Origin of the sequence: Gordonia amarae NBRC 15530 (genome assembly GCF_000241345.1) — a bacterium.
Taxonomy (GTDB): domain Bacteria; phylum Actinomycetota; class Actinomycetes; order Mycobacteriales; family Mycobacteriaceae; genus Gordonia; species Gordonia amarae.
This window is the reverse complement of sequence record NZ_BAED01000048.1, coordinates 32,789-53,870: the sequence shown is the minus strand read 5'-3', so window position 1 is coordinate 53,870 and position 21,082 is coordinate 32,789. Positions and strand designations below refer to the sequence as shown.

At 69.2% G+C, this 21,082-nt stretch carries 18 protein-coding genes and 3 pseudogenes; 9 read left to right on the top strand and 12 right to left on the bottom strand.

What is annotated here, in order from left to right:
- Nucleotides 1-9 precede the first annotated feature (9 nt).
- From GOAMR_RS13480 to GOAMR_RS13465, 4 genes are all read left to right on the top strand, one after another.
- Entirely contained in the window at nucleotides 10-1,329 is a 1,320-nt protein-coding gene (locus GOAMR_RS13480; protein WP_005188598.1) for a magnesium transporter MgtE N-terminal domain-containing protein, read from the top strand.
- Nucleotides 1,326-1,868 carry a DUF1003 domain-containing protein gene (locus GOAMR_RS13475; protein WP_005188595.1) on the top strand — a complete coding sequence of 181 codons (543 nt, stop codon included), beginning with the start codon at nucleotides 1,326-1,328 and terminating at the stop codon, nucleotides 1,866-1,868. The genes GOAMR_RS13480 and GOAMR_RS13475 overlap by 4 nt, the downstream gene beginning before the upstream one ends.
- 410 nt (nucleotides 1,869-2,278) lie before the next feature.
- A complete protein-coding gene (locus GOAMR_RS13470; protein WP_083836954.1) occupies nucleotides 2,279-3,604 on the top strand; it encodes a lytic transglycosylase domain-containing protein in 1,326 nt (441 codons plus the stop codon).
- A gap of 61 nt (nucleotides 3,605-3,665) precedes the next feature.
- Nucleotides 3,666-4,832: an Mrp/NBP35 family ATP-binding protein gene (locus GOAMR_RS13465; RefSeq protein ID WP_005188591.1), complete on the top strand. Its 1,167-nt coding sequence runs from the start codon at nucleotides 3,666-3,668 to the stop codon at nucleotides 4,830-4,832.
- Nucleotides 4,833-4,884: 52 nt separating this feature from the next.
- On the opposite strand, the gene tatB is transcribed toward GOAMR_RS13465, so the two are convergent.
- From tatB to sigE, 4 genes and pseudogenes are all read right to left on the bottom strand, one after another.
- Nucleotides 4,885-5,334 carry a Sec-independent protein translocase protein TatB gene (tatB, locus tag GOAMR_RS24205; RefSeq protein WP_005188589.1) on the bottom strand — a complete coding sequence of 150 codons (450 nt, stop codon included), beginning with the start codon at nucleotides 5,332-5,334 and terminating at the stop codon, nucleotides 4,885-4,887.
- 80 nt (nucleotides 5,335-5,414) lie between these two features.
- Nucleotides 5,415-6,308 (bottom strand): annotated as a pseudogene (locus GOAMR_RS13455) (S1C family serine protease); the annotation flags it as partial.
- Nucleotide 6,309: 1 nt separating this feature from the next.
- Nucleotides 6,310-6,588 (bottom strand): annotated as a pseudogene (locus GOAMR_RS25605) (hypothetical protein); the annotation flags it as partial.
- Nucleotides 6,589-6,829: 241 nt separating this feature from the next.
- Nucleotides 6,830-7,459, bottom strand: coding sequence for an RNA polymerase sigma factor SigE (gene sigE, locus GOAMR_RS13450; RefSeq protein ID WP_005188582.1), 630 nt, complete (start codon nucleotides 7,457-7,459; stop codon nucleotides 6,830-6,832).
- A gap of 292 nt (nucleotides 7,460-7,751) precedes the next feature.
- On the opposite strand from sigE, the gene GOAMR_RS13445 reads away from it, so the two are divergent.
- A complete protein-coding gene (locus GOAMR_RS13445; protein ID WP_005188580.1) occupies nucleotides 7,752-8,420 on the top strand; it encodes an O-methyltransferase in 669 nt (222 codons plus the stop codon).
- Nucleotides 8,421-8,484: 64 nt separating this feature from the next.
- Here GOAMR_RS13445 and manB read toward each other — a convergent pair whose 3' ends face one another.
- The 3 genes from manB to rfbD all read right to left on the bottom strand — a co-directional run bounded on the left by manB (nucleotide 8,485) and on the right by rfbD (nucleotide 11,500).
- On the bottom strand, nucleotides 8,485-9,615 hold the full coding sequence (manB, locus tag GOAMR_RS13440) for a mannose-1-phosphate guanylyltransferase (RefSeq protein ID WP_005188578.1): 1,131 nt from the start codon (nucleotides 9,613-9,615) through the stop codon (nucleotides 8,485-8,487).
- Nucleotides 9,612-10,505 (bottom strand): glycosyltransferase family 2 protein, encoded by an 894-nt coding sequence (locus GOAMR_RS13435; RefSeq protein ID WP_005188576.1) that lies wholly within the window; start codon nucleotides 10,503-10,505, stop codon nucleotides 9,612-9,614. Before GOAMR_RS13435 ends, manB begins: the two co-directional genes overlap by 4 nt.
- 74 nt (nucleotides 10,506-10,579) lie before the next feature.
- The gene (rfbD, locus tag GOAMR_RS13430; protein ID WP_005188574.1) at nucleotides 10,580-11,500 is read right to left on the bottom strand and encodes a dTDP-4-dehydrorhamnose reductase; all 921 of its coding nucleotides are present in this window, start codon (nucleotides 11,498-11,500) and stop codon (nucleotides 10,580-10,582) included.
- A gap of 372 nt (nucleotides 11,501-11,872) precedes the next feature.
- On the opposite strand from rfbD, the gene GOAMR_RS13420 reads away from it, so the two are divergent.
- Nucleotides 11,873-14,074, top strand: a complete 2,202-nt coding sequence (locus tag GOAMR_RS13420; protein ID WP_083836952.1) for an LCP family protein — start codon at nucleotides 11,873-11,875, stop codon at nucleotides 14,072-14,074.
- Between the two features lie 59 nt (nucleotides 14,075-14,133).
- Nucleotides 14,134-14,868, top strand: coding sequence for a TIGR03089 family protein (locus GOAMR_RS13415; protein WP_005188566.1), 735 nt, complete (start codon nucleotides 14,134-14,136; stop codon nucleotides 14,866-14,868).
- Between the two features lie 27 nt (nucleotides 14,869-14,895).
- Here the strand turns inward: GOAMR_RS13415 and purE are convergent, their stop codons facing one another.
- Together purE and GOAMR_RS13405 are read right to left on the bottom strand one after the other, a co-directional pair.
- A complete protein-coding gene (gene purE / locus GOAMR_RS13410) occupies nucleotides 14,896-15,489 on the bottom strand; it encodes a 5-(carboxyamino)imidazole ribonucleotide mutase (protein ID WP_170319158.1) in 594 nt (197 codons plus the stop codon).
- A complete protein-coding gene (locus GOAMR_RS13405; RefSeq protein ID WP_050942718.1) occupies nucleotides 15,471-16,736 on the bottom strand; it encodes a 5-(carboxyamino)imidazole ribonucleotide synthase in 1,266 nt (421 codons plus the stop codon). The genes purE and GOAMR_RS13405 overlap by 19 nt, the downstream gene beginning before the upstream one ends.
- An 80-nt stretch (nucleotides 16,737-16,816) precedes the next feature.
- Here GOAMR_RS13405 and GOAMR_RS13400 point away from each other — a divergent pair, with 80 nt between their 5' ends.
- Nucleotides 16,817-17,413, top strand: a complete 597-nt coding sequence (locus tag GOAMR_RS13400; protein ID WP_005188548.1) for a GtrA family protein — start codon at nucleotides 16,817-16,819, stop codon at nucleotides 17,411-17,413.
- Here the strand turns inward: GOAMR_RS13400 and GOAMR_RS13395 are convergent.
- From GOAMR_RS13395 to GOAMR_RS13385, 3 genes are read right to left on the bottom strand one after another with little or no spacing between them, the layout of a single operon-like run.
- The gene (locus GOAMR_RS13395; protein WP_005188546.1) at nucleotides 17,385-18,800 is read right to left on the bottom strand and encodes a sensor histidine kinase; all 1,416 of its coding nucleotides are present in this window, start codon (nucleotides 18,798-18,800) and stop codon (nucleotides 17,385-17,387) included. The genes GOAMR_RS13400 and GOAMR_RS13395 overlap by 29 nt on opposite strands.
- Before the next feature lie 51 nt (nucleotides 18,801-18,851).
- Nucleotides 18,852-19,535 (bottom strand): response regulator transcription factor, encoded by a 684-nt coding sequence (locus tag GOAMR_RS13390; protein WP_005188543.1) that lies wholly within the window; start codon nucleotides 19,533-19,535, stop codon nucleotides 18,852-18,854.
- Nucleotides 19,532-20,053, bottom strand: a complete 522-nt coding sequence (locus GOAMR_RS13385; protein ID WP_005188541.1) for a PH domain-containing protein — start codon at nucleotides 20,051-20,053, stop codon at nucleotides 19,532-19,534. The genes GOAMR_RS13390 and GOAMR_RS13385 overlap by 4 nt, the downstream gene beginning before the upstream one ends.
- 360 nt (nucleotides 20,054-20,413) lie before the next feature.
- On the opposite strand from GOAMR_RS13385, the pseudogene GOAMR_RS13380 reads away from it, so the two are divergent.
- A pseudogene (locus GOAMR_RS13380) lies at nucleotides 20,414-21,043 on the top strand (hypothetical protein); the annotation flags it as partial.
- Between the last annotated feature and the right edge of the window lie 39 nt (nucleotides 21,044-21,082).

The following is a 21,082-nucleotide window of genomic DNA, read 5'->3' as shown; positions in this document are numbered from 1 at the left end:
CCTTAGCGCATGGCATCGTTGGGCAAGGTCTACATCGCCAGATTAGTCGGGCTCGCGGTACTCGGGCCCGACGGCGAGTCGATAGGGCGTATCCGTGATGTCGTGGTCGCCCTGCGCCTGTCGGGCCAGCGTCCCCGCGCACTCGGCCTGGCCGTCGAATTGCCCACCCGGCGAAGGATTTTCGTGCCCATGCTGCGAGTCACCTCGATCGAGCCACAGGCCGTCACCCTCGCCACCGGGCAGGTGAACCTGCGCCAGATGCAATTGCGTCCGGGCGAGGCGCTGGCCATGGGGCAGATCGTCGATACCCGCGTGCGGGTACACGATCCCGACCTCGCCGGGCTGGCCGACCAGGACATGACGGTCATCGACCTCGGTATCGAACGCACCCGCACCCGCGACTGGGTGATCTCCCGTGTCGCCGTGCGGACCAACCGGAAGGGCTTGCGCCGAGGCGACATTCACGTGGTCGAGTGGGGTCACGTGGTGGGCCTGACCCAGCATGCGCTGCAACTTCCGGGGCAGAACCTCGCCCAGGAACTGTCCCAATTCGAGGGCATGCGCCCCGCGGACGTGGCCAACGCGCTGCGCGACCTGCCGCCGCGGCGCCGCGACCGGATCGCCGCGGCCCTCGACGACGGGCGCCTGGCCGACGTCCTGCAGGAACTGCCGCCCGACGACCAGACCGCCATCCTCGACCATGTCGGGATCGACCGCGCCGTCGACATCCTGGAGGCGATGGATCCCGACGACGCCGCCGACCTGCTCGGCGAACTGCCCACCACGGAGGCCGAGGCCTTCCTGGCCCGCATGGACCCGGAGGAATCCGAACCGGTGCGCCGCCTGCTCACCCACTCCCCCGACACCGCGGGCGGCCTGATGACCAGCGAGCCGGTGATCGTCACCGCGTCGACGACGGTGGCCGAGGCGCTGGCCCGGATCCGCAACCCGGAGATCAACCCGGCCGCCGCGAGCCTGGTGTTCGTGGTGCGCCCGCCCACCGCGACACCCACCGGAAAATACCTGGGCTGCGTCCACTTCCAGGCACTGCTGCGGGAACCCCCGGCATCGCTGGTCGGCGGGATCCTCGACGCGGATCTGGCCACGCTCGGCCCGGAGGACTCACTGGACTCCGTGACCCGTTACTTCGCCACGTACAACCTGGTGTGCGGTCCCGTCGTCGACGACGAGAATCACCTGCTCGGCGCCGTCAGCGTCGACGACCTCCTCGACCAGTTGCTGCCGAGGGACTGGCGCGAGGCCGAGCCGCACCACGACGGGGGCGCACAGACCGCGACCGCCGGAGCCACCGATCGGGCGGCGCGGTGAGCCCGGAACGTCCCGGCCGCAAACTCGACACGCCGCAGGAACGCTGGCGGCCCACGTTCAACCTCGACTCCGACATCGTCGGCGTGTACAGCGAGCGGGTCGCGCGGTTTCTCGGGACCGGGCGTTACCTGGCGATCCAGACCGTCGTTGTCATCGTGTGGATCGGCCTGAACCTGTTCGCGATCGCGATCAGGTGGGACCCGTACCCTTTCATCCTGCTCAACCTGGCGTTCTCGACGCAGGCCGCGTACGCCGCGCCGCTGATCCTGCTGGCGCAGAATCGTCAGGAGAACCGGGACCGGGTGTCGCTGGAGGAAGACCGGGCCCGGGCCGAACAGACCAAGTCGGACACCGAGTTTCTGGCCCGGGAGCTGGCCGCGGTGCGGCTGGCCGTCGGTGACACCGTCACCCGCGACTATCTGCGCAAGGAACTCGACGACCTGATCGACGAGCTCACCGAGCGGCTGCGGGAACGGACCGAGGAGACCGATCCCCTCGACGAGCCGAAGACCGACGATCATGACCCCACCGTCGACTGACTGACACCCGCACTCCGGCCCCATCGGCACGCTCCGGCGTCCCGGCAGGTGAGATTCTCGCCCGATCGGTCCGGTTTCATCCGTTCAAGCGACACATCACCGGAAATGTGCCAGGTCGCGGTCGGGTGATCGGCACCACACGCACGCCGCGGACTATGCACAGAGGCAAAGAATTGTCTCGTTCGTGTATTCAAGATCCCGCACGATATGTATCGTGGGTCACGACCATCGGCCGGGGATGTCCCCGACCGGCGACGAGGCCCGCCCACGCGGGTCCGGGGGGAGCAGAAGACCGCCGGCGACAGCGGTGAAACGACTGTGTTGTGTACGGAGTGGGGCGTGAAGCAGACAGGGCTCTATCGGGGTACAGCGCGCTTGCGGGGCATCGGGCAGCATCGGGGTAGCCGCCGATGAGTCCGCTGTTCAGGAAGTCCCGCGGTCCGTCGCGCAGGCGGATATCCCGGCGATCGCTGGCCGTGGGAACCGGTTCCGTCCTGGTCGGGGCGATGGTGCTCGGGGCCGCATCCTCCAGCGCGCACAGCACCGCGCTCGATCCCGTGGCCGAGCAACAGCCCACTGTGATCGCGCCCGCGTTCGAGATCGCCCCCGGAACGGCCACCGCGCTGAGCGGCTTCGCCCCGCCCGCACTGACCAACATCACCACCGGCACGGGCGTGGCCCCGCAGTTCCGCACCACCGTCGACCTGCCTTCCGGGCCGCTCGGCATCCCGGGCGTCGTCCTCAAGGCCTACAAACTGGCCGCGACCCGCGTCGGCTCCGAATCGCCGCAGTGCAAGCTGCCCTGGTTCCTGCTCGCCGGCATCGGCCGCATCGAATCCAACCACGCCGGCAACGGCTCGGTGGACGCGTACGGCACGACGATCAATCCGATCGCGGGTCCCGTCCTCGACGGGACACTCGCCGGCAACCAGGTCATCAGGGACACCGACGGTGGCCGGATCGACGGCGACGCCGGCCATGACCGCGCCATGGGCCCGATGCAGTTCATCCCCAGCACCTGGGCGTCGTGGGGCAGTGACGCCAACGGCGACGGCAAGGCCGACCCCAACAACGTCTTCGACGCCACCTACTCGGCGGGGCGCTACCTGTGCGCCGGTGTCACCGACATCATGAACGAACGCAACAAGATCGCCGCGGTGCTGCGCTACAACCATTCGATGGAGTATGTGGCCAACGTGCTGAGCTGGGCCGTCGCCTACTCCACCGGGGTCATGCCGACCAACCCGATCCCCGAGCCCAAACGCCCGACATCCTCCACGTCGTCGAGCAAGAAGCGTAAGCCGGGACACTCCCGGGACAGATCCGCGTCGGAGAGCCGCAAGCCGGGCGATCCGTCGGTGCCCTCAACCGCGCCGAGCACGTCCACCACCCCCACCCAGCAGTGTGTGGTACGTGGCGTGTGCCTGCCGCCCGGGATCACCATTCCCGGGCTCCCGATACCGGGCCAGCAGCAGAAGAAGACCCCGGTCCCGGGCCGGCCGTCGGTCACGACGACGACCATCAGCCCGGCACCCAAGGCGCCGGGTGCCCGGCAACCCGAACGGCCCGGCACCACCGGCTCACCCAAGCGGAGCGCCGTCCGGCAGCAGTCCGTGCCCGAGAAGACGGTCGCATCCCAGCGTGCGGGCGCACCCAAGAAGGCGAGCACCCCGGCGAAGAATCGGATCCCCACCACCACGATCCCCACCACCACGATCACCCTCGCACCACGCTGACGTCGTCGATCCGGCACGAGGGCGCCGGGCGTCCCACGGCCATGCTTTACGCTGATAAACGATGAGTACCGGAGTTGTTCCCACCGAGTCGTCCGTCCGTTCGGCTCTCAGCAAGGTCAAAGATCCCGAACTGGGTAAGCCCATCACCGAGATCGGAATGGTCAAATCCGTCGCGGTCGCCGACGATGCGAGCGTCGACGTCGGTGTCTACCTGACCACCTCCAGCTGCCCGATGCGCACCGAGATCGTCAGCCGCGTGGAAAAGGCCGTCGCCGACGTACCCGGCGTCGGCCAGGTGCGTGTCGAGCTCGACGTGATGGACGACGAGCAGCGCACCGCCCTGCGCAAGAAGCTGCGCGGCGACAAGGACGAACCGGTCATCCCGTTCGCGCAGCCCGGATCCCTGACCCGCGTGTACGCGGTCGCCTCCGGCAAGGGTGGCGTCGGCAAGTCGTCGATCACCGTGAACCTGGCCACCGCGCTGGCCGCCCGCGGCCTGTCCGTAGGCGTGCTCGACGCCGACATCTACGGCCATTCGGTGCCCCGCATGCTCGGCAGCGACGCCAAACCCACTCAGGTGGAACGGATGATCGTGCCGCCGGTCAGCCACGACGTCAAGTTCATCTCCATCGGTCAGTTCACCGACGGCAACACCCCGGTCACCTGGCGCGGGCCGATGCTGCACCGGGCACTGCAGCAGTTCCTCGCCGATGTCTACTGGGGCGACCTGGACGTGCTGCTGCTCGACCTGCCGCCGGGCACCGGTGACGTGGCCATCTCCATTGCCCAGCTGATCCCGGGCGCCGAGATCCTGGTCATCACCACCCCGCAGCAGGCGGCGGCCGAGGTGGCCGAACGCGCCGGCGCGATCGCCCTGCAGACGCGCCAGAAGATCCTCGGCGTGGTCGAGAACATGTCGTGGATGGAGTTGCCCGACGGCAGCCGGATGGAGCCGTTCGGATCGGGCGGCGGCCAGAAGGTGGCCGACCGGCTGACCCGCGCCGTCGGCGCCCCCGTCAAGCTTTTGGGCCAGATCCCGCTCGAACCGCTGCTGCGTGAGGGCGGCGACGCGGGCACGCCGGTAGTGCTGGCACACCCCGAGTCCGCGTCCGGGTCGGCGCTGCGCGCTGTCGCCGAGCAACTGGCTGTCCGCAAGCGCGGCCTGGCCGGGATGAGCCTGGGTATCGACACCACGCGGCGGTCGGAGCAGCCCGGCAACCTGCTGTAGCCCGGCCCGCTGCGGACCGCCCTGCTTGTAGGTGCCGTCGGCAGCGGCGGCGTTATGTGGCGTCCCAGCGGCTCGCGTCGTGCGGGCCGCCCGGGGCTTTCGGTCCCTTACTCAGGTCCGGACCCTTGTTCAGGTCTGTCTTGTTCAGGTACGGGGGCGGCTGCTTCTTCGACGGCCCGAACCCGGGTGCCTCCCCCAGGTCGAAGCTCTTCTTGACGTCGTCGAACGCCGAACTGTCGCCGTTGAGCAGATGTTTGGTCACGAGGGACTGCGGTGTCATCCCGCGTAGCTCGTTGAGCTGGGACAGCGGCTTACGCAGGTCCTCGAACTCGGGGCCGAGTTCGTCCTTGAGCTGGCTGGTGGCACCCGTGGCGTAGTCACGCACCTGGCGCACCGCCCGCAGCGTCCACGACATCGCGCCGGGCAGCCGCTCCGGACCCAGCACGATCAGTGCCGCGGCCATGATGATCAGCAGTTCGCCCCAACCGATGTTGCTGAACATGCGTGCATCCCTAACGTGCTCTGTGACCGTGCGTGGTGAGGTCCGGACCCTGCTGGGCCGCCTGTGCCCCCGGGTGCGGACTAGTCGCTGCCGGGCGTGATGGTGGCCTTGAAGGTTCGGCCGTCACGCCAGTACGTGAACGGCACCTTGGCCCCGATCGAGGACGTCCGGACCGCCACCGTCAGCTCATCCGCACTCTCGATGGTCCGATTGTTGAACGAGATGATGACGTCATTCTCCCGCACGCCCGCCCGATCCGCAGCACCGCCCTCGACCACATTGCGCACCTGGGCGCCCAGCACCCGCTCGTTGCGGACAGAGCTGGCGTTGATGCCGATCTGCGGGTGGTTGACCTTACCGTCGGCGATCAGCGACTTGGCGATCGGCAGCGCCTGGTTGATGGGGATCGCGAAGCCCAGGCCGATTGAGCCGCCGCCCGGGACCAGCCCGGCGGTATTCACGCCCACCACCTCGGCCTTGCCGTTGACCAGCGGTCCGCCGGAGTTGCCGGGGTTGATGGCCGCGTCGGTCTGGATCGCGTCGATCACCGCGTCGGTGTCGGACTCCGCGTCCGGCTTGAGCGGGACGGGGCGGTTCATGGCGCTGACGATGCCGCTGGTGACGGTGCGGTCGAGGCCCAGCGGTGAACCGAATGCCACCACGTCCTCGCCGATCTGCAGCTTGTCGCTGTTGCCGAGCTTGGAGACCGTCAGGTTCTCGACGTTGTCGACCTTCACCACCGCGAGGTCGGTGCGGATGTCGCGGCCCACGATGCGGGCCGGGACCCGCGTGCGGTCGGAGAACACCACCTCGAGCTTGGCGGAACGGTCATTCGCGGCCATCGAGACGACGTGGTTGTTGGTGAGGATGTAGCCCTTGGCGTCGATGACGAATCCCGAGCCGTTGGCGTAGGCACTGGCGGTGCGGATGTCGATGGACACCGCCGACTTCTCCACCGCCTTCGCGACCGCCGCCTCCGGACGTGCGCAGCCGGGTGCGCGCGGTGACCTGGGCCTCGACGGCGGCGGCACATTCGGCGCACAGCGCCAGGTGGCTGGCGGCGCGCATGTGTGGGGTCATCGCGAGCTCACCGTCGGCGAACGCCGCGACGGCCTCCGGCGACAGGTGTTCGGTGGGCGCGAAGTCGCGGCCGCCGGGGGTTCCCGGCGCGCGATAGGAGGGATTGGGGACGAAAGAGGACGCTCCGGGCGTCCATGTCGCCGGATTCCAGGACGAGCGGCGGCGCCGGCGCATGCCGGTCGCGTCGAGCTGTGACTGCGGACCCGCCAGGCCCCCGGAATTCTGGGGACCCTCGGGACTCTGACGACTCCTGCCGGTGTCCATGCCATGCCCTTCCGTCTCGCCTGTGCGGCCGTCGCGATCTCGCGTCACGCGGCCCGCCCGTCGGGTCGGGCGCGTGCACTGCCGCCAGCCTATCCGAAGCTCTCAACGATGCCCGCGAGCCGGAGGTTCCCGGTCGGGCGAAGAAAGGACGCTAGCGGGCCGAGCCGATGGCCACCGACCGGCTGTCGAGGTGACCGTTCCCGGCCAGATGATCGCGGATGGCCTGCCGGCCGCGATGGATGCGGCTGCGCACGGTCCCGAGCTTGACGCCCAGGGTGGTGGCGATCTCCTCATACGACAGACCTTCGATGTCACACAGGACGACTGCGGCACGGAACTCCGGGGCCAGGGAGGCCAGGGCGCTCTGCAGGTCGGCGTCGAGGTTGGCGTCGGCGTAGATCTGCTGTGGGTCGGGTGTGTCGGCGGGCACCCTGTCGTAGTCCTCGGGCAGCGCCTCCATCCGGATCTTGCCGCGGCGGCGCACCATGTCGAGGAACAGATTGGTGGTGATGCGGTGCAGCCAGCCCTCGAACGTGCCGGGCTTGTAGCTCGACAGCGACCGGAACACCCGGATGAAGGTCTCCTGCGTCAGGTCCTCGGCGTCGTGCTGATTACCCGACAGCCGGTAGGCGAGGCGATAGACGCGGTCGGCGTGCTCACGGACCAGCTCGTCCCACGACGGCATCAGACCGGCGCTGCCCGTGGCGTCGAAGCCCGCGGTGCCAGACGGAATCTGGTCGGCGGTCTCGTCGTAAGGCGCTGATCCTGGCGATGCAGACATTGCTGGTGCACGTTCCCTTCGTTCACGCTGGTGGTGCGGCCGGGGTATTTGCACAACCATTCCGGTGGCCGGACTATTCCGGACCGGGCCGATTGTGCGCTGTCCACGGGTGGCCCCTCGCGATCGTCCGCGATGGGTTCAACCCTGTCCTATGGGAGTGTGTTCGCCGTATGAGATGGCTGTGTGTTCCCTGAGGAAGCCGCGGCGGGGTCCGGATACGGGCCGCCACCTGCGTTTTTTCGGGCTGACCAGCGCGCCCTTGCTGCGCGGACGGTAACAACCCGATTACGCTGTGGTCGTGAGTGAATCACCTACGCCCGTTTTGTCCGCGGATGCGGCGGCCGCCGTGCTGTCCTACGCCGAGTCCGCGATCGTCGAGGACGACGCCGTGGTGGCGGCGCGTGCGCGCGCCGAGGAGCTGGGCGCCACTGCCGTGAGCCCGGCCACCGGGGCGCTGCTGGCGTTCCTCGCGCGGTCGGCGAACGCCGCCAACGTGGTCGAGATCGGGACCGGCGCGGGCGTCAGCGGGCTGTGGCTGCTGGCGGGTATGCACACCGACGGTGTCCTGACCACCATCGACCCCGAACCGCTGCACCACCGTGCCGCCCGCGCCTCGTTCGCCGGCGCGTCCGTGTCGACCGGCCGGACCCGGCTGATCAACGGCGCCCCCCGCGATGTGCTGCCACGCCTGGCCGACCGCTCCTACGACATGGTGTTCGTCGACGGCCCGCAGCTCGAACTGCCCGACTTCGTCACCGAGGCGATCCGCCTGCTGCGGCCGGGTGGGGTCCTCGTCGTGCATGACGCCACGGCCGAGGGCGCCATCGGCGATCCCGCACGCACCGACCCCATGACCGAGGCCGCCCGTGCCGCCGCGATGGTGGTCGCGAACGACGACAGGCTGCTGCCCGTCGTCATCCCGCTCGGTAAGGGCGTGCTCGCCGCCGCCAAGGCGGCCTGACGGCCCAGAGCTCGGAGAATTGCGGACGGCCCGGGAGATTCCCGGGCCGTCTTTAGTCATCCGTTCAGATGTCGGAGGAGAAGCGCACACCGTTGTCGGGGATGGTCACCCCGGGCCACACCCGCGCCCCGCGCAACAGCTCGCAGCGGGCACCGATGACGGCGCCGTCGCCGATCACCGTGTCGCGGACTAGTGCGCGCGGACCCAGATGCGCCCCGAAACCGATGATGCTGCGCTCGACGACCGCACCGGCCTCGATGACCGCGCCGTCGAAGACCACCGCGCCGTCGAGCCTGGCGCCGGGGCCGATCTCGGCGCCCCGGCCGACGACGGTGCCGCCGATGAGCAGCGCACCGGGAGCCACGCCCGCACCCTCGTGGACGAGCGATTCGCCGCGCCGGTCACCGAGCGCGGGCGACGGCGCGATTCCGCGCACCAGGTCGGCCGAGCCGCGCACGAAGTCCTCGGGCGTTCCCATGTCACGCCAGTACGAGTGGTCGACATGTCCCTGGATGTGCCGGTTCGAGCTGAGCAGGGCGGGAAACACCTCACGTTCCACCGACACCGGCCGACCGGCCGGGAAGTCCTCGATGATCGCGCGGCGGAACACATACGCGCCGGCGTTGATCTGGTCGGTCGGCGGGTCCTGGGTCTTCTCCAGGAAGTCGGTGACCCGGCCCGTCGCGTCAGTGGGCACGCAGCCGAACGCGCGCGGATCGGACACCCGCACCAGGTGCATCGTCACGTCGGCGCCGCTGGTGCGGTGGGTGTCGAGGACCTGGCGCACATCGGTGCCACCGAGCACGTCGCCGTTGAAGACGAGGATGGTGTCGGCGGTGAGCTGGTCGAGTACGTTGCGGATCGCGCCGCCGGTGCCCAGCGGTTCCTCCTCGGTGACGTACCGCAGCCGTATGCCGAGCTTGGAACCGTCACCGTAGTACTCGGAGAACACGTGCGCCTGGAACGAGGTGCCCAGCACCACATCGTCGATGCCGGCGGCCTTGATCCGCGACAGCAGATGGGTGAGGAACGGCAGGCCCGCGGTCGGCAGCATCGGCTTGGGCGCCGACAGGGTCAGCGGCCGCAGCCGGGTGCCCTTGCCACCGACGAGGACGACGGCCTGAACGTCGGGCCGGGCCTCGTCGGGCGCCTCATGTTTTCCGGTGCCCGCGTCCTGGGTTGTGGAGTCGGTCATCGTTGATCTCCTGTCGCATGTCCCTCGTTGTCCAGAGCTTTGCGGGCCGCGCGCACGGCCACTTTCGAACGCAACGCCAAACCGACACGCAACGCCAGCCGCAGCGGTGCGCGCAGGATTCCGGGGTTGCGGTCGGCCTGAAAGCGGTAGGCGCTGCGGTGGTGCGCGGGCAGCATCAGTTCCGGGTTCTTGCCCGCCGCGTGTCCCTTGGTGTGGATGACGACCGCGGACGGAACGTACACGTTGAGCCAGCCGGCCTTACCGAGGCGGTCGCCGAGATCGACATCCTCCATGTACATGAAGTACCGCGAGTCGAATCCGTCGACCGAGTCGAATGCGGCCCTGGGCAGCAGCAGGCATGCCCCCGACAGCCAGCCGACGGGACGCTCACTCGGCGCGACGTCGTCGGCCCGGTAGGCGGCGGTCCACGGGTTGGACTTCCAGATGTGCGCGAACACGGCGTGGCCGGTGCCGGTCATCAGGTCGGGAACCCGGCGCGCGGACGGATACACCGAGCCGTCGGGTTCGCGGATCAGCGGTCCCAGCGATCCCGCGCGGGGCCAGCGCCGTGCCGCGGCGAGCAACTCATCGATCGATCCGGGTGACCACTCGACGTCGGGGTTGACGATCACCACGTACTCGACCTCGGGCCCGAGTTCGGCGACCCCCCTGTTCATCGCCCCGCCGTACCCGACGTTGCCGCCGGTACGCACCAGCCGTGCGAACGGGAAGTCACGTTCGGCGCGCTCGGGGGCGCCGTCGACGGATCCGTTGTCGGCGATGATGACCTGCGGTTCCTCGGTGGTGGCCACGGCGAGGCTGCGCAACATCGTCGTCAGATAGTCACCCGAGTTGTAAGTCACCGTCACGACGGCCAACTGTGAAGTCACCGGGACAGGGTAACCAATCCTCCGGTGGCCGCCGCGAGTGCCGCCGACGCGCCCATGCGTCCGGAGTGCCGGATTCAGCCGCGGCCGGGTTCCCCGATGGCCTCGTGCAGGGCCTCGCGCCAGTCCCGCAGCGGCGTGAGCCCTGCTGCCGCCCAGGACCGTCCGGACAGGACCGAGTAGGCGGGCCGTGGTGCGGGCCGCGGGAAATCGGCGGTGGTGCACGGGTGGACGCGGGCGGGATCAGCGCCGATCTCGGCGAACACCTGCGCGGCCAACTCGAACCAGGTGGCCCGGCCGGCGTTGGTCGCGTGCAGGACTGAGCCGGTCGTCTCGGCGGTGCGGCCGCGGCCGGCGAGTTCGAGAAGCCCGGTCGCCAGATCGCGGGCGTAGGTGGGTGATCCGGTCTGATCGCTGACGACGTTGACGGCGTCGCGCTGCGCTTCGAGTCTGCGCATCGTGCCGACGAAATCGCGGGCGTCCGGTCCCCCTGTGTACAGCCAGGCGGTACGCACGATCGTGCTCGACGGATCGCCTCGCAGGACGACGTTCTCCCCGCGCAGTTTGGTGCGGCCGTAGACGGTGGCGGGTGTGTCGTCGGGGCCGACATCACCCGGCTCGTAGCCTTCGACGTCCGCGACGCGCGGCGGGGTGCCGGAGAACACGTAGTCGGTGGAGATGTGGATGAGCCAGGCCCCCTTCTCCTTGGTGACGCGGACGAGGTGGGCCGGTCCGTCGACGTTCACCGCGTGCGCACCGCTGTGATCCTCCTCCGCACCGTCGACGTCGGTGTAGGCGACGCAGTTGAGCACGATGTCGTCAGCGCTGAGTCCCGACAACGCCGAACGCACCGATTCGGAGTCGGCGATGTCGAAGTCGGCGGAGGTCAATGGCGTCACCGTGAGCGGGGCGTCACCGCGGCTCGCCACCTGCTGCACAGCGGTGCCGAGTTGTCCGGCCGCACCGGTCACGAAGAGTCGTCGCGTCATGGTGACCATGGTGCCTGCTGCTCACCGAACGCATCACACGACTCGCCCGGCGTTGCGCTACTGCATTCCCTCTTCACACCAGTAGCCTGGCGTTGCACCTTCAACACCAGCACCACCCTTCTCGCCGGAAAGGTAATGGCTTAACTCGTGGACTCTCGATCAGACAACGGGCACGGGCGCCGCCGGGAGCGGAGCGAGCGAGCTCATAGGTCAGAGCGGAGCGAGCGAGCTCATAAGTCGGAGCGCGGCGAGCGAGCTGACATTCCACAGCGCCGGGAGCGCGGCGAGCGGGCTGAGGATTCACGACGCCGGGACCGGGGCGTTCCGCCGCGTCGGGTGCGGGGTGAGCGCTCGGGCGAGCCCAGGCGGACGCTGCCGCCGGTGCGTGGTGATGAGGATGGACGTCCGGTGCGTCGCGGCGCCGAGCCGCGTGTACGTGCGGCCGCCGAACGTGGTGACCGCCCCCGCGCCGGTGATCGTCCCCGGGCCGGTGAACGACGCGAGACGGATCCGCGTGGACGCGGCACCGAACCGCCGGCACGCCGGGTGGATCGGTCCCCGGACCGGGCGAGCGGCGAGATCCATCGAGACACACCACAACGCCGGCCCGCAGCTTCCGACGAGCGCCGACGTGGTCGCAAGCCCGCCGCCGACCGCCGTGCCACCGATCGCCGATCGGCGCCCACGCGGCTGCCCGGTGATCCCCGCGACGGCCACGACCTGGACGTTCGCCGTTCGTCCGGCGAGATCCACACCTCACCGCGGCGCGGGGCGGCGGATCGGGACGACGCTCCCCGTCGTCGCGTCCGGCGACCGGGCGGCGATGCGAACCCGGCGACCCCCGACAAGACCTCAGGCAAGGTCCCGACCAAGACTTCGGGCCCGGCTGCCGACAAGACAGCACCGAAACGGAAGAAGCCCACCCCGCGCACGGCTCAACCCAAAGAGAAGGCTTCCGCGCCGTCGGTCGTCACACCGGACGAGCCGGACACCGTCACCGCCGACGACACGGCCACGACGTCCGGCGGCGCCCCGGATATCGCACCCGCGGCCACGCTCGCAGAGTCCGGCAAGACCACAGCCGCCTCCACACCGCCACCGGCGGGCGTCGCGGGCGCGGTGCGCACGGCGATGCGCGAGCGCCACAATGTCTCGCGCATGCTGGTGGCACTGCTGAGCGTGACCGTCCTGGTGTGCACCGGCTACGCCTGGCACAGCATTTCCGATCTCCGCGAGAGCGTCACACAGTTGTCGGGACTCGGCCTCGGCGGCGGTGGTGACGGCGCCACCGACATTCTGCTCGTGGGCACCGACTCACGTACCGACGCCAAGGGAAACCCGCTGGACGCCAAGGAATTGCGGTGGCTGCGGTCGGCCGACGATGTGGCCACCAACACCGACACGATCCTGTTGATCCGTATCCCGAACGACGGCTCGTCGGCGACGGCCATCTCCATTCCCCGCGACTCGTATGTCGACGTTCCGGGTATCGGGATGAGCAAGATCAACGCCGCCTACGGCGCAACCCGCGAGCACGTGCGCCGCGAGGCCGTCGAATCCGGAAAGCCGGAGAAGGAGGCCGAGGACGACGGCACCAAGGCGGGCCGGAAAGCGTTGATCGACACCGTGTCCAACCTGACCGGGGTGCGGGTCGATCATTACGCCGAGGTCGGGCTGCTCGGCTTCGTGCTGCTCACCAACGCCGTCGGCGGCGTCGATGTGTGCTTGAAGAACCCTGTGTCCGAACCGCTTTCGGGTGCCCGATTCCGGGCCGGCAAGCAGACCCTGACGGGCCCGAAGGCGCTGAGCTTCGTCCGCCAGCGGCACGACCTGCCGCGCGGGGACCTCGACCGGATCACCCGCCAGCAGGTGTTCATGGCCTCGCTCGCGCAGAAGGTGTTGTCCGCCAAGACATTGACGAGCCCGTCGAAGGTATCGGAGCTGCAGCGCGCCGCGGCGCGGTCGATCGTGATCGACGACGGCTGGGACATCGTGAGATTCGTGCAGCAGCTCAAGGACCTCAGCGGCGGCAACATCAAGTTCTCCACGATCCCGGTGATCACCGAACACGGGTGGAGCGAGGACGGCAGGCAGAGCGTCGTCCAGGTGGATCCGGCCCAGGTCAAGAAGGCCACCGAGAATCTCCTCAAGAGCGACAAGGACAAGTCCAAGGACGCCGAGCGCGGCGACTACATCGTGGATGTCACCAACGGCGGCACCGTCGACGGCCTGGCATCGAACGTGTCGAATATCTTGTCCGGCAAGGGATATCAGCGCGGCAAGACGGCGACGGCCGGTACGAACGACCTGGATTCGGTGATCGTGGCACACTCCAAGGACGATGCGGGCGCACGCAAACTGGCCAAGGACCTCGGCGGGCTGACCGTCCGCGAGGACAAGTCCGTGCCGGAGAAGCAGCTGCGGGTGATCCTCACCAATTCGTATGCCGGACCGGGCTCCCCGGCCGATCCGACCAACGAGATCGCGCAGACGCAGCAGAACGGTGAGGACGTCAATTCGGCACCGGGCGGCAACCGTTCGCCGATCACCGCCGAGTCCGACGGCCCCATGTGCGTCAACTGACCGGGTTCGGGCGGCGGATACGCTGGGCCCGGTTCTGCTGACGACCGAAAGGCACTCCCATGTCCTCCGCTTCCGCCGCCGGCTCCCCCACGGTCACCGCTGCCGTGTTCGGGACGATCGGCGACTGGACCCGCCCGATGCTGACGTTCTACGACGACGCGACCGGCGAACGCACCGAGCTGTCGGCGGCGACGCTGGGCAACTGGGCCGCCAAGACCGCCAACTTCGTCGTCGACGAGCTGGGCGCGGGGCCCGGGGACGTGATCGTCGTCGACCTGCCGCATCATTGGCAGACCGCGGCGATCCTGCTCGGCTGCTGGTGGGCCGGGGCGCAGGTCCGGTTCGACAGCCCCGCGGAGTACGACGACGCGGTCGCAGTGTTCACCTCGCCGGCCGGGCTCAGCGCCTACGACGACGCCGACGAGGTCATCGTCACCTCACTCGACCCGTTCGCCCTTCCCATGCGCGACCTGCCGCCCGGCGTCACCGATTTCTCGACGGCGGTCCGGGTGCACGGTGACAACTACGCGGCGCGGGTGCGTGCCGATGCCGCGCTGAACGGCGCCACCACCGCGGAGGTGCTGGCGGCCGCCGGGCGGCAGGCCGACGCGGACGGCGTGACCCCGGGGGCGCGTGTGCTGTCGGTCCGCGGCTGGGACGACGCGGACGCGCTCACCCGCAATCTGGTGTCGGTGCTGGCGCGGGGCGCGTCGCTCGTGTCGGTGGCCCACCCCGCCGACGGCGGCACCGAGCGCCGCGCGCAGACCGAGAAGGCGACGCTGATCCTCGCCTGAGATCCGGCACGCTATCGGGCCGGCGCGCTACTCGCCGAGCAGTTTGTCGCGGAGCGCGGCGTCCTTGTCGAGCACCATCGACTCCAGCTCCCGCTGGAACGCGGCCATCCGCTCCAGCAACACCGGGTCCGACGCGGCGAGGATGCGCACCGCGAGCAGACCCGCGTTGCGGGCCCCACCGATGGACACCGTCGCGACCGGGACGCCCGCGGGCATCTGCACGATCGAGAGCAGCGAATCCATACCGTCGAGGTACTTGAGCGGGACCGGGACACCGATCACGGGCAGTGGGGTCGCCGAGGCGACCATCCCCGGCAGGTGCGCGGCGCCGCCCGCGCCGGCGATGATCACCGAGATGCCGCGGCCGGCCGCTCCGGCGGCGTAGTTCAGCATGCGCTGCGGGGTGCGGTGCGCCGACACCACGCCCACCTCGAAGGGCACCTCGAATTCGGCGAGCGCCTCGGCGGCGGCCTGCATCGTCGGCCAGTCCGAGTCGCTGCCCATGATCAGCCCCACCCGGGGACCGGCGGGCGCGGCCCCGCCGGCGGCCACATCCTGCGCACCGGTCTCGGTGCCGCCGGACTGTCCGTCGTCGCTGTCGGTCATGAATGCGGGTCCCATCCGTCGGTCCATTCGGCGCGGGACATCCAGTGCGCGGCCCGTTCGGCCCGCTCCCGGACGTCCTCGACGCCGTCATCTGCTGCGCCCACGATATTGACATGCCCGATCTTGCGGTCGGGCCGCTCCCCCTTGCCGTACAGGTGGACCTTGGCCTCGGGCATCCGGGCGAACAGGTGGTGCAGCCGCTCGTCCATCGACATCGACGGGGCCTGCTCGGCGCCGAGGATGTTCGCCATCACGGTCACCGGCGCACGCGGTGAGGTGTCGCCGAGCGGATAGTCCAGGACGGCACGCACGTGCTGCTCGAACTGGGAGGTGACCGCGCCATCCATCGTCCAGTGGCCGCTGTTGTGCGGGCGCATCGCCAATTCGTTGACCACCAGCCGGCCCGGACCGCCGTCCTCGCCCACGGTCTCGAACAACTCCATCGCCATCACCCCGACCACGCCGAGTTCGGCCGCCAGCCGCAGCGACAGCTGCTGGGCCTCCTCGGCCACCGCCTCATCGAGATCGGGTGCCGGTGCCAGCACCACCGCGCACTGTCCCTTGCGCTGCACCGTCTCGACGACCGGCCATGCCGCGCCCTGACCGAACGGCGACCGGGCGACGAGCGCCGACAGTTCGCGCCGCATCGGCACCTTCTGTTCCACGATCAGCTCAGCACCCTTGCCGAAGTTCTCGTCGAACACCGCCAGCGCCTCGTCGCGGGTGTCGGTGAGCCAGACTCCGCGGCCGTCGTAGCCGCCGCGCACGGCCTTGAGGACCACCGACCAGTCGTGGGTGTCGCCGAACTCCGTGAGCCGGGTCCGGGCGGCCTCGCGGTCGGATCCGCCGAGATCGGCGAAATCGGGAACCGGCAGCCCCAGCTCGGCCAGCCGCACCCGCATCGCCAGCTTGTCCTGGGCGAAGTGCAGTGCTTTTGACGGCGGGCGGACCTGCACCCCCTCGGCTTCGAGCGTCCGCAGATGTTCCAGCGGCACACCTTCATGGTCGAAGGTGAGCGCGGTGGCGCCCTGTGCGGCGCGGCGCAGGTCGTCGATGTTCTCGTGCGACCCGATCACGACGTCCGCGCTCACCACCGCCGCCGGGTCGCCCGGGGAGGCCGCCAGCACCCGCAGGCACTGACCGAGGGCGATCGCGGCCTGATGGGTCATGCGGGCCAGCTGGCCCCCTCCGATCATGGTCACCGTCGGCATCGGGCCTGCGTGCCGGGTACTCGCGGCTGGCTCAGAACTCACGGTTGACATGGTGGCACGTCCCGCTCACGAACCGCACATCGTGGCCGAGACGGGCACCACATGCCGATCGTTTCGTACACTCGGATCTTGTGCCCTTTATCGATGAGCTGGTCGACCGGTTACCCGGCCCCCTACACGAGCTCGCGAGGCAACACCACGAACTGATCAAGTTCGCACTCGTCGGAGGCACCACATTTGTCTTTGACATGGCGGTGTACTTCGCGCTGAGCCTGACGGTGCTGGAGCAGAAGCCGGTGATCGCCAAGATCATCTCAGGTGTTCTCGCGACCATCCTGAGCTACGTCCTGAACCGCGAATGGGCGTTCAAGAACCGTGGCGGGCACCAGGTACACCACGAGGCGCTGCTGTTCTTCGGGATCAGCGGGATCGGTGTCGGATTGCAGGCCGCCCCGCTGTGGTTCGCGAACAACGTGTTCAGCCTCCGCGAAAACCTGGGAACTCTGGAGCTGGCTGTCGTCGACTTCGTCCTCGGTTTCATCATCGGCAACCTGCTGCAGATGGGCTTCCGGTTCTGGGCGTTGCGCAAGTTCGCCTTCCCGGAGGCCGACGTGGCCATTCTCGGCGAGCACCAGCCTGCCGGCGACAACACCCGCACCGGCGACGAAGTCAACGGTGACGAACTCAACGGTGACGAACTCAACGGTGAGGAACTCGGCCACGCGTGATCTCGGGACTCCTCGTGGGATCCGCGAGCCCGGCTGACCCCAGCCCCCGCGATCGTCCCGCCGAGGACCCCCCGCCCGTCGTGTCGTCGCCCGTCATGTCGTCCGCGGGCCAGGCCGGCACGACGATCGAGAACACCGGCGGACGCCGGGAACCGAGTTCGAGCCGTCCGCCGTCGGCCTCGATCAGCGCCCGCGCCAGCGACAGGCCGACACCGTTGCCGCGGCCGACGGAGAAGCCGCGCCGGAAAATCATGACCGCCAGGTCATCGGCCACCCCCGGCCCGTCGTCACGGACCGTGATGCGCACGAGGCCGCTCGACAACTCGCCGATCTCGATACGGCACTGACCCGCCCCGTGCATGAGTGCGTTGTCGACCAGCACGCTGAGTGCCTCACGCAGCCGCCCCGGCCGGCTGCTCGCCGCGATAGTCTCGGTGCCGCCGCGGGTCACGAGCGTTCGTCCCCGCGACGCGAATGCCGGGGCGAAGTCGCTGACCAGCGTCGCGACCGTGTGGCCGACGTCGACGGGCTGGGACGGAGCCGCCTCCTCACGTGACTGCGCGACGAACTCGTCGAGCTCACGGGCGAGCCGGTCGACCTGTTCCAGACCGGCCTCCGCCTCGATGACGACGGCGGGATCCTCGTGCAGGGTGAGTTCGTCGAGGCGCAACTGGATGGCGGTGAGCCGGCTGCGCAGCTGATGGGACACGTCGCCCACTGTTTCGCGTTCGCGTTCGAGACGCAGCGCGATCTCCGCGTTGGCATCGCCCAGCGCCGACGAGACGCGGTCGAGTTCGCTGATCCCGTACCGGCGCCAGTGGGCGCCGAACTCGCCACGGCCCATCGCCGCGGCCCGGTCGGCCAGATCGATGAGCGGGTCCGCCAGTCGCCCGGCGGTCACCGCGGCCACGCCCGTCCCCGCCGCCACCGACGCCGCCATCACCATCGCTACGATGCCGATGGCGAACAACTGGTCGTTGTGCACGTCCGAGGCGGGGATCTCCAGCAGGAGGGAGCCCGCGGCGCCGAGCGCGATCGAGTCCGACACGGTGTGTCCGTCGATGTTCGCACCGATCACCCGCGTCTCCACCCTGTCGGGGCGGTCCGTCGCGTGGGCGGCACCGGTCACCGGGTAGTGGATGGTGAGCCTGCCGCCGTCCGGGAGCAGTACGCCGAAAGCGTCGACATCGAGTTGCCCGGGCCGGATCGACCCCGCCTCACCCTCCTGCCGGATGAGTTGGTCGGCGATCGCCTTGATCCGGCTGTCGAGGTCCTGGCGGGCGTTGTCGGCCACCCACCACCAGGCGATGACCGCGAGCGGGATACCGAGCAGCAGGCCGACCGCCACGACCATGGCGACCATCGAGTAGAGGATGCGTCTGCGCACTACACCACCCGATTCAGGCCTGGGTGGGCGGTGCGGCGGGGGCTGTCACGATCACGGGTCGAACCGGAAACCGACCCCGCGCACGGTGACAATGTGCCGGGGACGGTCGCGCCGGTCGTCGCCGATCTTGCGGCGCAACCACGAGATGTGCATGTCGAGTGTCTTCGAAGAGCGCAGATCCGCCGACCCCCACACCTCGGTGAGGATCTCGTCGCGGCCGATCACCTGCCCCGACCGCTCCATCAGGAACCGCAGCAGATCGAACTCCCGGTTCGCCAGCACCAGGTCCTTGCCGTCGACGAGGACGCGGCGTCCGCGCGGATCAAGCCGGATGTCGCCGCCGTCGAGGACAGATTCGGAGTCCTCCTCCGAGTTGCGCCGGCGCAACAGCGCCCGGACCCGGGCAAGAAGTTCAGCGAGCCGGAACGGTTTGCCCACGTAGTCGTCGGCGCCGGCGTCGAGACCGACGACGAAGTCGACCTCGTCGGTGCGGGCGGTGAGCATCAGCACGGCCAGACCCGGCCGCGTCGTCCGGATTCTCCTGCACACCTCCAGGCCGTCGATCTCGGGCAGTCCGAGATCGAGGATCAGTAGTTCGTACCTGCTGTCCTGCGCGTATTCGAGTGCCTGGGCTCCGTCGGTGACCACCTGGCAGCCGTAACCCTCACGGCCCAGCGCCCGTGCCAGAGGTTCGGCGATCGCCACGTCATCCTCGGCCAGCAGTACGTCGGTCATCGGCGCGGCTCGCTGTCGGGATCGTTGTCGTCGTCGAGGACCTCCTGGTACAGCAGGGCGTGGACGCGTTCGACCTGCGGGATGTTGTTGAAGGTAAGCGGTTCGTCGGACGCCGATTCGATGACCAGCGAGCCGGTGTTCAGCAGGCGGTCGATCAGCCCGTGCTCGAACTCGACCGTGTTGATTCGCTGGAGCGGGATGTCGTTGCCGGACCGGGTGATGATGCCGTTGCGGAAGATCACCCGCCGGTTGGTGACGACGAAGTGCGTGGTCTTCCACGACACCAGCGGCCGCACCAGGTACCACCCGGCCACTGCCAGCCAGATCACGAGGATGATGCCCAGGATCCAGGTGCGCGCGGTACCGTCGAGCCGGTCGTTGACCAGGCCGCCGAGGACACCGGCCACGCCCGTGGTGACGATGAAGATCAGCAACGGTGCCACAAGGCACTTCCAATGCGGGTGCCGCTCCAGGATCACGCGTTCGCCCTGTGCGAGATTCTCCTTCGGAATGCCCATGCGGGCCAGCTTAGTGCGCGTGACCCGGAATTCACCGTGGAGTCGTTCGGCGGGACGTCGATCCGTGAGCCACGCCGACGCCGTCGCCTGCGGCTGAACCGAAGGGCGGCTTGCGTAGACTGGAGGGCCTATGACAGGTCAGGAGGCACACGCATGAGCTATCACGACCCGGTCGACCGCAACCGGCGCAATCCGGCGGACTCCGTTCCCCCGACGCGGGCGTATCCGCAGCCACCCCGCCCCGCAGACCCCGGCCCCTACGGCGATCCCGGCAACGACCGCGATCCCGGCCAATACTACGACGAACGCTCGCACGGCGGACCCGTCTATCGCGACCAGGAGTACTACGCACCCAACCAGTACGACAATCCGCGCGACTACCAGTCCGCCCGGCCGTACGGCCAGCAATACGGGGCCCCTCAGCAATACGGGCAACCGTACGACGCACCGCCCCAGTACGAGCAGCCGTACCCGTACGAGCAACCCCAGCCTGCCGCGCGGCAGAGTCCGCGTGGGGACCGGTCGCCGCGCGGCGCCTACGGGGCTCCCGCGCGTGAGCGCAAGCAGGTCGGCCCCGACATCAATCCGGGATTGTTCGTCGGTGGTGTGGTGATGACCGGCATCGTCACCGGTCTGGCCGCCTGGCTGGCCGCATGGGTCGCCCGGATCATCGTCGAAAAGGTCAACGACTCCGGCAAGCTCGGGGTGTGGAACCCGCTCGCCCGCGACGAATACTGGTTCGCCGTCGTGGCGTTTCTGTGCGCGCTTGCCGCCGGCGCCCTCTGGTACGTCCTCCAGCTGGTCACGCCCTCACCGGATGCGTTCTTCCGCTGGATCGTGATCCTGCTGATCGTGGCCGCGGTACTCATCCCGCTGCTGCTGTCTGCCGAGATCTCCGTCGGCATCGCCACCGCGATCCTGCACCTGATCATCGGCCTGCCGATCCTCGCCCTCATCCCGGCGATGGGCCAAAAAAGCCTCCGCCGCTGACCGCTGACCCAAGCTTCCCGCGCAATCGTTTCCTTCAGC